Source organism: Polaribacter sp. Hel1_33_96 (genome assembly GCF_002846595.1).
In the GTDB taxonomy this organism is placed as follows: domain Bacteria; phylum Bacteroidota; class Bacteroidia; order Flavobacteriales; family Flavobacteriaceae; genus Polaribacter.
Genome location: NZ_PJMV01000001.1, coordinates 2,851,703 through 2,865,894 on the forward strand (window position 1 = coordinate 2,851,703; position 14,192 = coordinate 2,865,894).

Sequence of the window (14,192 nt, forward strand, 5' to 3'; positions counted from 1 at the left end):
AAATTTACAGTATGATTATATTCTAAAATATGATATTAATCATAATCTAGCTTGTGTTCTATGAGTATCTAGCAGATTTCTTGTAGCTTTTCTAAATCTAAAATTCTAATAGTTCTTCCATCAATTTCTATAAGGCCTTGTTTTTTAAAGTTAGACATTGTTCTTATTAATGTTTCTGTTGCAATGCCTGCCACACTGGCTAGATCGTTTCTAGAAATTTTAATTTGATCCTCAGGTTTATGATTTAATTTTTCTGCAAATTTTAAAATTGTTTTCGCTGTTTTTTTACCTACAGAACTATAAGCCATTTGTAACAGTTGATTTTTTACTCCTGCTAAATCCTCCGTCAATAACTCTATTAATTCTAGAGTTACTTTATGGTTTTTGTTTAAAACACTCGTTAATACATTTTTAGACAAACCTACTAATACTGTTTCTTTAATCGCAGTCGCAGATTCTTGGTAGGCTAAATTTTGGGTAAAAGAAGTATACCCAAACAAATTATCTTCCTGATATAAAGCAGTTGTAAGTTGTTTTCCTTGTTCATCTAGTTTATGACACTTTACGAGTCCGCTAATTATTAAATAAATATAATTAGAGTTGTTTCCTTCTTGATAGATGGCTTTATCTTTAGAAAAATGAAAAGTTTCACCATTATCATCAAAATAATTCTTTAAATCATTAAGGCTTCTTAGTTCGTCTCTTTCTTCTTTTATTTCTTCTTTATACTCTCTAATATCTTTTAAAATAGATGCTTTTGCTAATCTGCTTTCGATAGCACTAATAAGTTCATCCTCCGAAAAAGGCTTCGTTATATAGTCATCAGCTCCTAAATTCATTCCTTTTCTAACATCCTTTCTTTCTGTTTTTGCAGATAAAAAAATAAAAGATGTATGTTTTGTTTTATTATTTTTTGATAGTGCTTCAAGCACTCCATAACCATCTAATTCTGGCATCATAATATCACAAACAATAAGATCTGGCAAATTAATATCAGCAATTTCTACTCCTATTTTTCCATTAGCTGCGGTTATAACTTCATAGTTTGATAACTCTAAAAGTTCTGCAGTATTTTCTCTTAAAACTACATCATCTTCTATTAATAATATTTTTTTCATAGTAATACTTCATTAATAATTTTCATAACAAAAGTGGACCCAATATTCTCTTTACTTTCAAAAGTTATGGTTCCACCTATATTTTCTAAATGGCTTTTTATAATGTTTAATCCGATTCCAGTTCCTTGCGTTAACAAAGCATTTTCTGCTCTAAAATAACGATTAAATATGTTTTTTTGATCTGCTTCAGGAATCCCCATTCCGTTATCTTTTATATTGAAGGTAGTGTGAAATGCATCTTGTTTAATACCAATTTCGATTACCGAATTTTCTGGAGAATATTTGATAGCATTGTTTACTAAATTAGAAAGTGATAATTCAATAGTTTTTTCATCTTGTATTAATGAAATTTCATCAATATTTTCTGGATACTTAATTTTTTGACCTACTTTTAGAAGCATGTTTGCATTGTAAATAACTTCATCTACAACTTTGCTTAATTTAAAATTATCATATTTATATTTTATTTTACCCGTTTCTAGTTTTTCAACGGATAGAAAGTCATTTAAAATATTATTTAAATAATGAACTTTATTGGTAATCGTTTCTAAATGTTTTTCCCTTTTTTCTTGCTGTTCTGTTAATTTATATTTGCCTAATAATATTGTAGATGTTAAAATACCACTTAAAGGCGTTTTAAACTCATGAGAAACTAATGATAAAAATTTTGTTTTTAGTTCATTCAATTCTTGCTCTTTAGCAAGTGCTTTTTTAAGCTCTATAGTTCGTTGATCAACGGTGTTCTCTAATTTTTTCGTATAATTTTTTCTTTCTGTAATATCTAAAATTATAGCAACAAAAACTTCTTTTCCTTTAAAAGTAGACAACTGCAGATGTATTTCTACGGGATATTTTGTGCCATTTTTACGCAGATGTACAGTTTCAAAAATAAGTTTATCTTCTTTTTTCTCTAGCAAAGGTTGTACCTTTTTTCTAAATTGAGCTTCTGTATAATCTGGCTTGATATCCAAAGGAGTCAAACTTTTTAATTCGGTTAAATCGTAACCAATATTTTTTTGTGCACCAAGATTGACATTAATAAATTTGTATGTGTCAGAATTAAAAATATAGATTTCATTTAAAGATTCATTAAAAATATTTGCCCAATGAGTCAATTCTTGTTCTGCCTTTTTTCTAACAGTAATATCTATAATTATTGCAACCAAAACTACTTTAGTGTGAAGAGAAGATAACTGTAAGTGGACTTCTACAGGATATTTGGTGCCATTTTTTCGTTCATGCATATCTTCAAAAACAACTCTCTTTTTTTTCCCCTCTCGCAAAGGGTTGAGTATTTTTGCTAATTTAGCCCCTAATTTTTCTGCCATGATATCCACAGGAGTCATGTTTTTTAATTCGGATAAGTTATAACCAATATTTTTTTGCGCACCCTGATTGGCGTTAATAAACTTGAGTGTATCAGCATCAATGATATAAATCTCGTTTAAAGATTCATTAAAAATATTTGCCCAATGAATCAATTCTTCTTCTGCCTTTTTTCTCTCAGAAACATCTATAATTAAGGCCATTATAAAAGTTTTTCCATAAATTTTAAATGGATTTAAACCTGCTTCTAAAGGAAAAATATCCCCATTCTTTCTAGCGCCATACAAATGGCGCCCTTTACCCATTTGCCTTTTCTCTTTCTTGTTCAAAAAGCTCTTAAAATGATCACCATGACCTGCGTGATAATTTTTAGGTATTAAAATGTTCAGTTTTTCATGAACAAGCTCATCTTTTTCATACCCAAACATTTTTTCGATAGAAGAATTAATAGAAACTATTTTTTGCTGATCGTCAACAACTATAACACCTTCTGAAACAGCTTCAAAAAGTACGTTAAAAATATCCTGCTCTTTATTTAGCATCTCTTTAGAAGTTTTAGCAATTTTAGAAGTTCTAATGACTCAATAAAAATAGTACTTTTTAAACAAATATTAATATGAATACTGATTTTTATCATAATTTAAGAACATACAGTACTTTAATTTTATAACAACTTATAAATAGTTTGATATGAAACCTTCACAAGAAACAATAATGGATTTCTACCAAAACCTTGGTAAATTGTTTTACGCAATTGCTGCTGCAGACAATCATGTAGATGAGGCAGAATTCAATGCTTTAAAAGAAACTGTAAAAAATAAATGGACTAAAGTTGATCCTGTTGATGATGATTTTCACACGGATGCAGCTTATCAAATAGAAACTGTATTTGATTGGCTAAATAATGAAGGTTTTTCTGATTCTAAAACCTGTTACACAGAGTTTTTAGATTTTAAAAAAGAGCATCCTTCTTTATTTACCGGAGCTATTAATAGCCTTATTTTAAAAACTGCGAGTAGAATAGCTTCCTCTGTTTCTGGTTTAAACAAATCAGAATTAATGTTGGTTGCAAAACTTAGTCTAGAACTTAAAAAAACAACATAATGAGTTACTATCATCATAAAATAGTTTTTGGAAATTTTAATACTGTTATTAAAAAAGTAATAGCATTATTAAAAGAAGAAGGTTTTGGGGTTTTAACTGAAATTGACATACAACAAACATTAAAGAAAAAACTGAATGTCGATTTTAAAAAATATAAAATATTAGGTGCTTGTAATCCTGCTCTTGCATACAAAGCTTTGCAAGCTGAAGATAAAATTGGAACAATGCTCCCATGCAATATTATTGTGCAAGAAATTGATGAAAATAAAATTGAAGTCGCAGCAATTAACCCGCTAATTTCTATGCAATCTGTTAAAAATAATAACCTGGAAAATATTGCTAAAAAAGTAAGCGATAAATTAAAAAACATGATCCTAAATTTAGGAAACATCTAAATTTTAACATACTTATAGCGGAATAAAAAAGACCACTTTTTTTGTTTTAACATGATGAATATCATTTTATTACCTGTTTTTCTTAAGTAATTTTATGTTCTAAACTGTAAAATATAGTCGCAATGAAAAAAATAATAATATTATTTATTTTAATCCCATTTTTAGGATTTTCTCAAATACCAGATAAACTTGATTATATTTCTCCTTATAACGAAGGCTTTTCCGCAGTAAAAAAAGGAAATCAATGGGCCTTTATCAATCTGAAAGGAAATATTGTCATAGACTTTAGAGATAATTTAGTTTTAACAGAAACTAACAATAAAAAGTATCCCGTTTTCATAAATGAAAGATGTTTAATTTCAGAAAAAAAAGATGGAATCTCTTATTTTGGATATATTGATACATCTGGTACAACTATAATTGAACCTCAATTTTTAAATGCTACTAATTTTGATGAAGAATTTGCCATTGCCATTGAACTTTATAAAGAGATTTTAGGTAAAAATAATATATTGAATAAACAAACAGTAAGATATGAATCTACAGAAGTTATAATTAATAAATCCGGAATAATTATCCGCAAATTAACAGAACCAAAAGGTCTTGCCCTTTCAAGGAATTACATAAATAAACCCCCAAAAATATCCAGTAAGATTATTGCAGAAAATTTATTTTCTGCCTTAGGAAAAGACAATAAAATAATAATTAAAAAAATTAAAGAATAAATAAAAGATACCAAATAGCAATAAATTCTTAAACAATGAAAGCTAATGTAAATTTAGAAACGGTTTCTGGCATTATGAATCATTGGCCTTTATTTTTTGTAATTCTTTGTATTAATTGTTCTCCTAAAAAAGAGAAAATTTTACCTGAATATAGAAGCATCACTGAGTCTGTTTACACTTCAGTTATTATTCAGCCAGACAGTTTATATCAGGTTTACGCTTCTGTCGCTGGAATTCTAGAAAAAAATTTAGTGGAAGAAGATCATTTAGTTTTTAACGGAAGCTCTATCCTACAAGTTGTTAATAACACCCCAAAATTAAATACCAAAAATGCAAAACTATCTTTGCAACAAGCTAAAGCTGACTTTAACGGAAATGCTGCTGTTTTAAATAGCATTAAAGATGAAATTATCGCTGCTAAAATTAAACTTAAAAACGATTCAATAAATTTTATTAGACAGCGTAATCTATGGAAGCAAAAAATTGGATCCCAGGTAGAATACGATTCAAAAAAGTTAAATTATGAGTTATCATCAAATAATTTACAATTCATAAAAAGCAACTATTACAGAACAGAAAAACAACTACTTACAGTTCTGAAGCAAGCTGAAAACAATTATAAATCCTCGTTAATAAATACCAAAGATTTTACTGTAAAAAGTAAAATTAATGGTAAAGTATATGCGCTTCATAAAGAACCTGGAGAAATTGTATCTATTATGGAATCTTTAGCCACCATTGGCAGTGCAACAAATTTTATTATAGAAATGTTGGTAGACGAAGTTGACATTGTAAAAATAACCAAAAATCAAGAGGTAATTATTAGTTTAGATGCTTATAGAGGAGATATTTTTAGCGGAAAAGTATCTAAAATATATCCTGTAAAAGATGCCAGAAATCAAACTTTTAAAGTAGAAGCTTTGTTCGATAAAGCTCCAAAAAAATTATATCCAGGTTTATCTGGAGAAGCTAATATTATTATCTCTATGAAAGATTCTGCCTTAACAATACCAAAAGAATATCTTATTGACTTGAGCAAAGTAAAAACTGATAAGGGTGTTGTTGAAGTTTCAATTGGATTACAAAACATGGAATTTTTAGAAGTTCTCTCTGGAATCTCAAAAACTACAACAATTTACAAACCAAAATAATGGTAAACTGGATTATCATATTAAACATCGCTAAGATACATTTGTTAACTAAAATAAAGCAAACTGCAGTTGCTGCATTAGGAGTTACTTTTGGTATTGCAGCTTATATTACTTTGGTTAGTTTTATGACCGGTTTAAATAGCATGTTAGATGATTTAATTCTAAACCAAACACCACATATACATGTCTATAATGAAATTGAACCCTCAAAAAAACAACCTATTTCTTTATATGAAACCTATAAAAACAGTTTTAATATAGTACACTCTATTAAACCAAAATTAAGTCAAAAAAAAATACATAATGCATTACCAATTATTAATTATTTAAATAATGATAAAAATGTTAAAGGAGCAATTCCTCAAATAAAAGCAAGCATCTTTTACATTGCAGGATCTATAGAGCTTGGAGGAAACATAACAGGCATAAACCCATTAGAAGAATCTAGACTTTTTAATTTTAAAGATTATGTAATTAAAGGATCTCCTGAAGATTTAAAAAACACAGAAAACGGGGTATTAATTGGTTCTGGAGTTGCAAAAAAAATGTCTTTGTCAGTGGGTGATAGAGTTCAAATAAGTACGATAAAAGGAAATATATTTCCGCTTAAAATTGTTGGAATTTATCAAAGTGGAATAGCAGATTTAGATGCTATTCAAAGCTTTACAAATATTAAAACTGCACAAACTATTTTAGGAGAAAATAAAAATTATATTACCGATATTAATGTAAAACTTTACAACATAGATAGTGCTTTACCTTTCGCAAAAAAAATTGAGCAACAATTTAACCTCACGGCAGTAGATATTAAAACGGCAAATGCACAATTTGATACAGGTACATCTATTAGAAACCTAATAACATATGCAGTTTCTTTTACTTTACTAGTAGTAGCAGGCTTTGGTATTTATAACATTCTAAATATGCTTATCTATGAAAAAATGAATGATATTGCTATTTTAAAAGCAATCGGTTTCTCGGGTAAAGATGTACAAATGATCTTTATGAGTCAAGCCATGATTATTGGAATTGTAGGTGGATTTCTTGGTTTACTTACAGGTCTTATTTTTACAAATATTATTAATACAATTCCTTTTAAAACAGAAGCGCTACCTACAATAGAAACGTATCCAATAAATTTTAATCCATGGTTTTATTTTATTGGGATTGTTTTTGCCATCATATCAACTTTTTTTGCAGGTTATCTGCCTTCACAAAAAGCAAAGAAAATAGATCCAGTTAAAATTATAAGAGGTCAGTAAAATGAATAGTGTATTAGAAGCAAAACATATTAATAAATATTTTAAAAAGCCTCTACTTTTTCATGTGCTTAAGAATATTAATTTTAAAATTAAAAAGGGCGAATTTGCTTCTATTATGGGGAAGTCGGGTTGTGGGAAATCGACTTTATTGTATATTTTATCAACTATGGATACCGATTATGACGGCGAATTGTATTTAGATAACAAATTAATTTCTGGAGATAGTAAAGATAGTTTGTCATATTTAAGAAATAAACATATTGGTTTTGTTTTTCAGTTTCATTACTTACTATCAGAATTTTCTGTACTAGAAAACATAATGCTTCCTGCTAAAAAATTAGGAGAAAAATCTTTTCAAGAAATAGAACATGATGCAATACTAAAATTGAAAATGCTGAACATAGAGCATTTACTTCATAAAAAAGCTTCACAAATATCTGGGGGCGAAAAACAAAGAGTTGCCATTGCTAGAGCTTTAATAAATAACCCTTCTATAATTATGGGAGATGAACCTACAGGGAATTTAGATAGCCATAATTCAGATAATGTTTTTAATATTTTTAAACAACTGAGTAATGAACAAAATTTATCACTTCTGGTTGTTACGCATAATGAAGATTTTGCAAAAAGAACAGATAGAATAATTACTATGGAAGACGGTAAAATTATTACATAAAAAATTTATTGTAAACTGATAATTCTCATTTTATCTAAAATCTAATTCCAATACTTTTATAGCGTGTTGTTTAAACACTTAAAAAACACCTGCAATGGCGTCTGTAGATTATTATAAAATTTTAGGAATTCCCAAAAATGCTTCTGAAGCTGACATTAAAAAGGCGTATAGAAAATTGGCGCGAAAATATCATCCAGATTTAAACCCAAATGATAAAGTTGCAGAAAAAAAATTCAAAGAAATTAACGAAGCAAATGAAGTTTTAAGCAATTTAGAAAATCGTAAGAAATACGATGCATATGGAGAGCATTGGCAAAATGCAGAAGCTTATGAGCAAAAAAAACAGCGACAGCGACAATATGAAAGAAGTTCACAAGGTACTTCTGGTGGGTATTCTCAAGAAGATTTTTCTGATATTTTTGAAAACATGTTTGGTGGAGCCTCTTCTGGCAGAAGCACCAGTTCCAAATTTAGAGGTCAAGATTATAATTCTGAGTTAAAATTAAATTTAAAAGATGTTTATAAAACTCAAAAACAGGTAATAACTGTAAATGGAAAAAATATAAGAATTACGATTCCTGCCGGCGTAGAAAATGGGCAAATTATTAAAATAAAAGGGCATGGAGGTAAAGGGGTTAATAACGGACCAAATGGAGATTTATATCTTCAGTTTTCAATAATAAACAATACAAAGTTTAAAAGAAATCATAACAACTTATACTTAACTGTAGCTTTGGATTTATACACTGCCTTATTAGGTGGCGAGTTAATGGTTGATACTTTTGATGGAAAAGTAAAACTTACTATTAAACCAGAAACACAAAACAATACTAAAGTAAAACTCAAAGGAAAAGGATTTCCAATTTACAAAAAAGAAGGACAATTTGGTAATTTATATATAACCTATGAACTTAAAATTCCTACCAAGTTAAACGAAAAAGAAAAAGAACTAATTAAAGAATTACAAAAACAACGCTAATTATGGAAGCTCAAAACTTAATATCTATAGAGCGATTTTGTGAACATTATTGCATTCCTATTCATTTTATGAACGAATTAAAAGAGTACCAATTAATAGAGGTCATTGTTGCAGAAAATCAAGATTACATTAAAATAACTCATATAAACGAGGTAGAAAAAATGATTCGATTACATTATGATTTGAATATAAATTTAGAAGGTGTTGATGTAATTTATAATTTATTAAACCAAGTAAATTCTTTGAAAAAAGAAATAACTGATTTGCAAAATAAACTCCTTTTTTACGGACATTTTAAAAATCTATAATTATAACAAAGAAGACCTACAAAACCTGCTTTAACCAATTATATTATAAAAAAACGAGAAACTAAATAAAAGGTAACTTTAGCTTCTAAACCAAAATAAATGGTTCAAATTCCAGAAAAATATATTGATTTAAATGAATAAAATGAACTCTGAAAAATGTTAACTTTCAAAAATTATAATATTGCAGATTGGTTTTCTTTTTATAGAATTTTTGCTGCACCCTTTTTACTTCTTTTAATTTGGCTTGATATTCAATTAATTTTTACATGGTTTTTATTAATTAGTTATTTAACAGATGCAATTGATGGTTTTTTAGCTAGAAAATTAAAAATCACCACCGCAAGAGGCTCTCAACTAGATTCTTTTGGAGATCAAATAACTTTAATTATTGGATTAATTGGTTTGTTTTATTTTGAAAATGAATTCATAAAAACAAATCTAACGATCATATTAATTGCATTTATTCCTTATATAATTCAAATGTTACTTGCATTTTACAAATATGGAAAGGCAACTGCTTTTCATACCTATTTAGCAAAAATATCTGCAGTAGTACAGAGTTTTTTTATACTATGGTCGTTATTTTTTAACGCTGAATATTCATTGTTTTATTTAATGATTATTGTTGGGATTTTAGAGACTATAGAAGAAGTTTCTTTAATCTTTATGTATGATGATTGGGTTTCTGATGTAAAAAGTATTTTTTGGGCATTAAAAGATGAGCGCAGAATTAAAAACATTAAAAACAAAAAATAACTTCTTGTGAAAAGCTATTCATTATTTACTATTTTCCTTTTATGTTTAGCAATTTTAGCCGTAGATATTTTAGCTTTTTATTGGTTGCAATCTATTACGCAACTTATCAACTCAGAAAGTTTAAAAACAGCAATAAATATTATTTTCTGGATTTTTACAGCAGGCTTAGTTATTTTAATACTACTTCTAAAAGTTACTTTAGAAGATATTAACCCCAGAAGAAAGCACTTACTAGTTTCTTCTTTATCTGGATTAACTATTTCTTCTTTTATTCCTAAATTAATTTTTGTTGTCATTATTTCAATACTATTTTTTTCCAATTTTGTTTTTTCTGAAAAAGAATCATTAATTATTATTCCCTTAATTGGTTTATGTTCTGGATTTCTTCCCTTTTTTGTAATCTTGTATGGCTTTTTCAGAGCTTTATATAGATTTAAAGTACATCATGTTACTGTGAAACACAAAAAATTACCTAAGCCTTTTAATGGTTTAAAAATTATTCAAATTTCTGATATTCATTTAGGAAGCTTTAATTATAAATATCACATTTTAGATAAAGCCATAAAAGTGATTAATGATGCACAGTCAGATTTTATTTTTTTTACAGGAGATTTAGTTAATAATTATGCCTGGGAATTAATTGGGTGGGAAAAAGTTTTCAAAAAATTAATTGCTAAAAAAGGTAAGTATGCCATCTTAGGAAATCATGATTATGGTGATTATAGTGAATGGAACTCAGCTCAAGAAAAGCAAGATAATTTTGAGAAAATAAAAGAATTTTACAAAACTATTGATTTTAAACTTTTGTTAAATCAATCAGAAATAATTGAAAAAAAGAAGGGTAAATTAGCAATAATTGGAGTAGAGAACTGGGGAAAAGCACCTTTTAAACAATATGGAAATTTGCAAGAAGCACTTAAAAATGTTTCTGAAATTCCTTTTAAAATACTATTATCTCACGATCCAACACATTGGCGCGAAGAAGTCATAAAAAAAACAGGTATTTCCTTAACGCTTTCTGGACACACACATGGAATGCAGGTTGGTTTTCAATACAAAAAAATGAAATGGAGCCCCATAAAATACAAATACAAACATTGGGCTGGTTTGTATAATGAAAATGAAAAATATTTATATGTTAATCGTGGTTTAGGTTGGGTTGGTTTTCCTGGAAGACTGGGCATGAGACCAGAAATTACATTGTTTAAATTATTCAAAAAATAAATTTTCTCAACTGATACATATCATTTTTTTTCCATTCCATTTCAATTAATTTAGCTACCTGTTATATTTAAAACCCGCATTATGATAACTAGTTTGAACGAAAAAGAGTGTATGAATATACTTGCAGAGAATTATATTGGTCAACTCGCTTATATTTATAAAGACAGACCTTTTATTGTTCCAATTACCTATTATTTTGATAAGAAAAATATTATTGTCGGTTATTCTGACGAAGGGCATAAAACAATGGCGATGAGAAAAAACAGTAGAGTATCTCTTCAAATTTCAGAAATAAAAAACATTAATAACTGGAGCTCAGTTTTGGCTCATGGAATTTATCAAGAAATCTCTGGTTCTGATGCAAAAAAATATTTACATGAGTTTGCATTGGGAATTAAAGAGCTTATCTTAAGAAAAGAGGAAAGAAGTTTAAGTTCAATTGGTCATTTTTCTAGTAAAATATACACAAATAATCCTTCAATTATTTTTAAAATAAGTGTTGTTGAGATAACAGGAAAAAAAAGAATTTATTCAGAGAAAAAAGAGCGGTAAGCTTCAAACTTAGCGACAAAAAAATTAGATTTCTTTATGATGAAATCCTAACGTAGTTTTATAAGATGGAACTTCCCATTTTATCATTTCTTTTAAAAACTCATCTACTTTTTCAATAATAAGTTTCTCTGTAATTTCTGCTGGATTGTAAAACCCCAACTCTATACTACTATTTTCCATTTGTAATTGCTCTACAAATGGGAAAAGGACAATAACATAGACGTCTCCGCTGTAAGATTGAGAAAAAACTAAAGCTCCTCCTTGAATAAATTGATAAGTAGGAACCTTATTGGTACAATCAATAAGATCTGAAGGAAAAGAATTGAATGTAATATTAACTGCTTCATTATTGTAAATCCAATTAAGTTCTTGCACCTTCCAACCTATATTATAACTTTTAGCAATACTTTTTAAAACTCTTATTATTCGTTTTTTAGCACTACTTTTCCATTGAATTTTTTTATCAACAACTGTTTTAATAGATTCTCTGTAATCATTAACATGCTCTTCTAAATGTTCTACTTTCATAATAATATTTCTTAATTTCTTCTGTAAAAGAAATTAAAAATCTATCAAAACGAAATGATATTAGTCATATTTAAATGAAGCTGATAATTATCATTTCATTTCTTCTTTTCTAAACTTAACTTAGCGCTAGAGCGTTTCTAATTCTTAAAAGAATGAAAAATAAAATTATCCTTATTGTAATTATTTTTCTGATGGCATGTTTTAATATTGGCTATACATATTCACTTGCCCCTCTTCAAATAAAAAATATTTTATTTAGTAATATCTCTTCAAAAAAAATAAAGATTGAAAAAGATATTACCGTGGAAAACTACTTTCAATTTTTAGATTCTATTGTTACAAAACACGATTCTTTGACACCCTACAAATTAACAGAACATCTTTTAGTAAGAGCAAATCAATGGATAATTAACAGATTAAAAAATACTGATTATTATGTAATGAAAGAAAAAGATTCTTTTGTTTATAATCAGAAAAAAATGATAATTTTAAGAAAAGGTGATAAACTAATTGTACCCAACTCTAAATTAGCGAATAAAATTCTTAGCTCTTTTAAAAACACAAAAATAGATGTAAATATCCCTGAGTTTAAACTTCGAATTTTTGAAAACTCAAAAGAGCTTTTTAAATTTCCAATCAGAGTTGGAAGAGATGAAAAAAAATATCTTAAAATGGCTGGAAGAGTTTTAGACTTAAAAACAAAAACAGGAAAAGGTAAAATTGTAAAATACGAACGTTTTCCAGATTTCTATAATCCTGCTAGTGGACATCGATATTATGTCACAAAAAGAGATGACAACAAGGTTACAAAATTACCTCAAATTCCTTTTATAGAAACTGAAATTAATGGATTACGCTATGGTCAATTAATACACCCAACCACGAATCCAAACACCTTAGGAAAGGCTTATTCTAATGGCTGTATTGGCTCTAAAGAAGGGCATGCATGGATAATTTATTATTATGCACCTATTAATACTAAAATAACCATTAGGTATGATTTAAGAGTCAAAGATTCAGTAAACGGAAATACTATATCTTTAAAAGATATATATGGATATAACAAGAAAAAATAGTTAGTCCCTATTGATAAGGGTGTTCGTTAATTCGTTTTCTGTTTCTCTATTTTCACTCCAGCAATCTAAATTATAAATTGTTGTAGCTGCAATATTTGTTAAAGCTTCCTCCGTTAATAGAGCGTGATGTCCTGTAATTAACACATTGGGCATTGAATTTAATTTAATGAGCAGTTCATCTTTAACAATATCATTAGAATGATCCCTAAAAAAGATTTCTTTTTCATTTTCATAAACATCAATTCCTAAAAATCCAATTGTTTCATTTCTTAAGCCACTAATAATATCTTCAGTTTTTAAAATGGCTCCTCTTGCAGTGTTTATGATGACAACACCTGGTTTCATTTGTGCAATTAATTTTTTGTTTATTAAGTGATGTGTATCACTATTTAAAGGGATATGAAGCGAGATAATATCTGAATTTTTACATAAATCTTCTAAGGAATGATAGATCAAGTTATATTTTTGAATTAACTCTTTGTTTTCAACAAGATCAAAACCTAATAATTCACACCCAAAACCATGCATTATTTTAGTCATAATAGAACCTATTCTACCGGTTCCAATTATACCCACTGTCTTGTTGTTTAAATCAAAACCGATAAGATGATTTAAATCAAAGTTAAATGATTTCACTCTCTGATTAGATTCTATAAGTTTTCTATTTAAGGCTAATAATAAGCTTACTGCATGCTCCGCTATAGCATATGGTGAATATGCTGGTGTATTTGCAACTTTAATATTGAACTCAAGGGCGCTGTGTAAACTTACATTATCATGTCCTACAGAACGCAGGGTAATATATTTAACACCAAAATCACTAAGTTTTTCTATTATAATTGAGGAAACTTTATCCGCTGAAGAAATTGAAATAGCAGCATACCCTATCGCTTTCATTGCAGATTCAGAAGATAAAGCTTCTTTTATTAAGGTTAATTCATGTTTTCTGCAATTCGCTTTTTCTAAATAAGGAATTTCATAATCTTTAGTGCTGTATACAAGTGTTTTCATG

Annotated in this window: 16 protein-coding genes; 12 read left to right on the forward strand and 4 right to left on the reverse strand. The window is 27.9% G+C overall.

Annotated elements, in window-relative coordinates:
* Positions 1-68 precede the first annotated feature (68 nt).
* Positions 69-1,118 carry a response regulator gene (locus tag ATE90_RS12245; RefSeq protein WP_036784357.1) on the reverse strand — a complete coding sequence of 350 codons (1,050 nt, stop codon included), beginning with the start codon at positions 1,116-1,118 and terminating at the stop codon, positions 69-71.
* Positions 1,115-2,986 carry a PAS domain-containing sensor histidine kinase gene (locus ATE90_RS12250; RefSeq protein ID WP_101451461.1) on the reverse strand — a complete coding sequence of 624 codons (1,872 nt, stop codon included), beginning with the start codon at positions 2,984-2,986 and terminating at the stop codon, positions 1,115-1,117. The genes ATE90_RS12245 and ATE90_RS12250 overlap by 4 nt, the downstream gene beginning before the upstream one ends.
* 148 nt (positions 2,987-3,134) lie before the next feature.
* On the opposite strand from ATE90_RS12250, the gene ATE90_RS12255 reads away from it, so the two are divergent.
* The 11 genes from ATE90_RS12255 to ATE90_RS12305 all read left to right on the forward strand — a co-directional run bounded on the left by ATE90_RS12255 (position 3,135) and on the right by ATE90_RS12305 (position 11,576).
* Positions 3,135-3,548, forward strand: coding sequence for a hypothetical protein (locus ATE90_RS12255; protein ID WP_036784360.1), 414 nt, complete (start codon positions 3,135-3,137; stop codon positions 3,546-3,548).
* Positions 3,548-3,943, forward strand: a complete 396-nt coding sequence (locus ATE90_RS12260; protein ID WP_036784362.1) for a DUF302 domain-containing protein — start codon at positions 3,548-3,550, stop codon at positions 3,941-3,943. Before ATE90_RS12255 ends, ATE90_RS12260 begins: the two co-directional genes overlap by 1 nt.
* Positions 3,944-4,065: 122 nt before the next feature.
* Positions 4,066-4,668: a WG repeat-containing protein gene (locus ATE90_RS12265; RefSeq protein WP_101451462.1), complete on the forward strand. Its 603-nt coding sequence runs from the start codon at positions 4,066-4,068 to the stop codon at positions 4,666-4,668.
* 35 nt (positions 4,669-4,703) lie between these two features.
* Positions 4,704-5,819, forward strand: a complete 1,116-nt coding sequence (locus tag ATE90_RS12270; RefSeq protein WP_235317692.1) for an efflux RND transporter periplasmic adaptor subunit — start codon at positions 4,704-4,706, stop codon at positions 5,817-5,819.
* The gene (locus ATE90_RS12275) at positions 5,819-7,081 is read left to right on the forward strand and encodes an ABC transporter permease (RefSeq protein WP_101451463.1); all 1,263 of its coding nucleotides are present in this window, start codon (positions 5,819-5,821) and stop codon (positions 7,079-7,081) included. The genes ATE90_RS12270 and ATE90_RS12275 overlap by 1 nt, the downstream gene beginning before the upstream one ends.
* Before the next feature lies 1 nt (position 7,082).
* On the forward strand, positions 7,083-7,757 hold the full coding sequence (locus tag ATE90_RS12280; protein ID WP_036784367.1) for an ABC transporter ATP-binding protein: 675 nt from the start codon (positions 7,083-7,085) through the stop codon (positions 7,755-7,757).
* Between the two features lie 94 nt (positions 7,758-7,851).
* Positions 7,852-8,736 carry a DnaJ C-terminal domain-containing protein gene (locus ATE90_RS12285; RefSeq protein ID WP_036784369.1) on the forward strand — a complete coding sequence of 295 codons (885 nt, stop codon included), beginning with the start codon at positions 7,852-7,854 and terminating at the stop codon, positions 8,734-8,736.
* A 2-nt stretch (positions 8,737-8,738) separates the two neighbouring features.
* Positions 8,739-9,044: a chaperone modulator CbpM gene (locus ATE90_RS12290; protein ID WP_036784371.1), complete on the forward strand. Its 306-nt coding sequence runs from the start codon at positions 8,739-8,741 to the stop codon at positions 9,042-9,044.
* A gap of 156 nt (positions 9,045-9,200) precedes the next feature.
* Positions 9,201-9,800 carry a CDP-alcohol phosphatidyltransferase family protein gene (locus ATE90_RS12295; protein ID WP_036784374.1) on the forward strand — a complete coding sequence of 200 codons (600 nt, stop codon included), beginning with the start codon at positions 9,201-9,203 and terminating at the stop codon, positions 9,798-9,800.
* 6 nt (positions 9,801-9,806) lie between these two features.
* Positions 9,807-11,024 (forward strand): metallophosphoesterase, encoded by a 1,218-nt coding sequence (locus ATE90_RS12300; RefSeq protein WP_101451464.1) that lies wholly within the window; start codon positions 9,807-9,809, stop codon positions 11,022-11,024.
* Positions 11,025-11,135: 111 nt separating this feature from the next.
* Positions 11,136-11,576 (forward strand): pyridoxamine 5'-phosphate oxidase family protein, encoded by a 441-nt coding sequence (locus tag ATE90_RS12305; protein WP_231960035.1) that lies wholly within the window; start codon positions 11,136-11,138, stop codon positions 11,574-11,576.
* A gap of 24 nt (positions 11,577-11,600) precedes the next feature.
* On the opposite strand, the gene ATE90_RS12310 is transcribed toward ATE90_RS12305, so the two are convergent.
* On the reverse strand, positions 11,601-12,104 hold the full coding sequence (locus ATE90_RS12310) for a hypothetical protein (protein ID WP_036784384.1): 504 nt from the start codon (positions 12,102-12,104) through the stop codon (positions 11,601-11,603).
* 152 nt (positions 12,105-12,256) lie between these two features.
* Between ATE90_RS12310 and ATE90_RS12315 the strand changes: the two genes are divergently transcribed.
* Positions 12,257-13,180, forward strand: coding sequence for a L,D-transpeptidase (locus tag ATE90_RS12315; protein WP_052107505.1), 924 nt, complete (start codon positions 12,257-12,259; stop codon positions 13,178-13,180).
* On the opposite strand, the gene ATE90_RS12320 is transcribed toward ATE90_RS12315, so the two are convergent.
* Positions 13,181-14,191: a 2-hydroxyacid dehydrogenase gene (locus ATE90_RS12320; protein WP_036784389.1), complete on the reverse strand. Its 1,011-nt coding sequence runs from the start codon at positions 14,189-14,191 to the stop codon at positions 13,181-13,183.
* Between the last annotated feature and the right edge of the window lies 1 nt (position 14,192).

What these genes read in the sequence shown, in the direction of transcription:
- ATE90_RS12245 (WP_036784357.1), bottom strand. Translation starts at nt 1,118, where the DNA reads ATGAAAAAAATATTATTAATAGAAGATGATGTAGTTTTAAGAGAAAAT.
- ATE90_RS12250 (WP_101451461.1), bottom strand. Translation starts at nt 2,986, where the DNA reads ATGCTAAATAAAGAGCAGGATATTTTTAACGTACTTTTTGAAGCTGTT.
- ATE90_RS12255 (WP_036784360.1), top strand. Translation starts at nt 3,135, where the DNA reads ATGAAACCTTCACAAGAAACAATAATGGATTTCTACCAAAACCTTGGT.
- ATE90_RS12260 (WP_036784362.1), top strand. Translation starts at nt 3,548, where the DNA reads ATGAGTTACTATCATCATAAAATAGTTTTTGGAAATTTTAATACTGTT.
- ATE90_RS12265 (WP_101451462.1), top strand. Translation starts at nt 4,066, where the DNA reads ATGAAAAAAATAATAATATTATTTATTTTAATCCCATTTTTAGGATTT.
- ATE90_RS12270 (WP_235317692.1), top strand. Translation starts at nt 4,704, where the DNA reads ATGAAAGCTAATGTAAATTTAGAAACGGTTTCTGGCATTATGAATCAT.
- ATE90_RS12275 (WP_101451463.1), top strand. Translation starts at nt 5,819, where the DNA reads ATGGTAAACTGGATTATCATATTAAACATCGCTAAGATACATTTGTTA.
- ATE90_RS12280 (WP_036784367.1), top strand. Translation starts at nt 7,083, where the DNA reads ATGAATAGTGTATTAGAAGCAAAACATATTAATAAATATTTTAAAAAG.
- ATE90_RS12285 (WP_036784369.1), top strand. Translation starts at nt 7,852, where the DNA reads ATGGCGTCTGTAGATTATTATAAAATTTTAGGAATTCCCAAAAATGCT.
- ATE90_RS12290 (WP_036784371.1), top strand. Translation starts at nt 8,739, where the DNA reads ATGGAAGCTCAAAACTTAATATCTATAGAGCGATTTTGTGAACATTAT.
- ATE90_RS12295 (WP_036784374.1), top strand. Translation starts at nt 9,201, where the DNA reads ATGTTAACTTTCAAAAATTATAATATTGCAGATTGGTTTTCTTTTTAT.
- ATE90_RS12305 (WP_231960035.1), top strand. Translation starts at nt 11,136, where the DNA reads ATGAATATACTTGCAGAGAATTATATTGGTCAACTCGCTTATATTTAT.
- ATE90_RS12310 (WP_036784384.1), bottom strand. Translation starts at nt 12,104, where the DNA reads ATGAAAGTAGAACATTTAGAAGAGCATGTTAATGATTACAGAGAATCT.
- ATE90_RS12315 (WP_052107505.1), top strand. Translation starts at nt 12,257, where the DNA reads ATGAAAAATAAAATTATCCTTATTGTAATTATTTTTCTGATGGCATGT.
- ATE90_RS12320 (WP_036784389.1), bottom strand. Translation starts at nt 14,191, where the DNA reads ATGAAAACACTTGTATACAGCACTAAAGATTATGAAATTCCTTATTTA.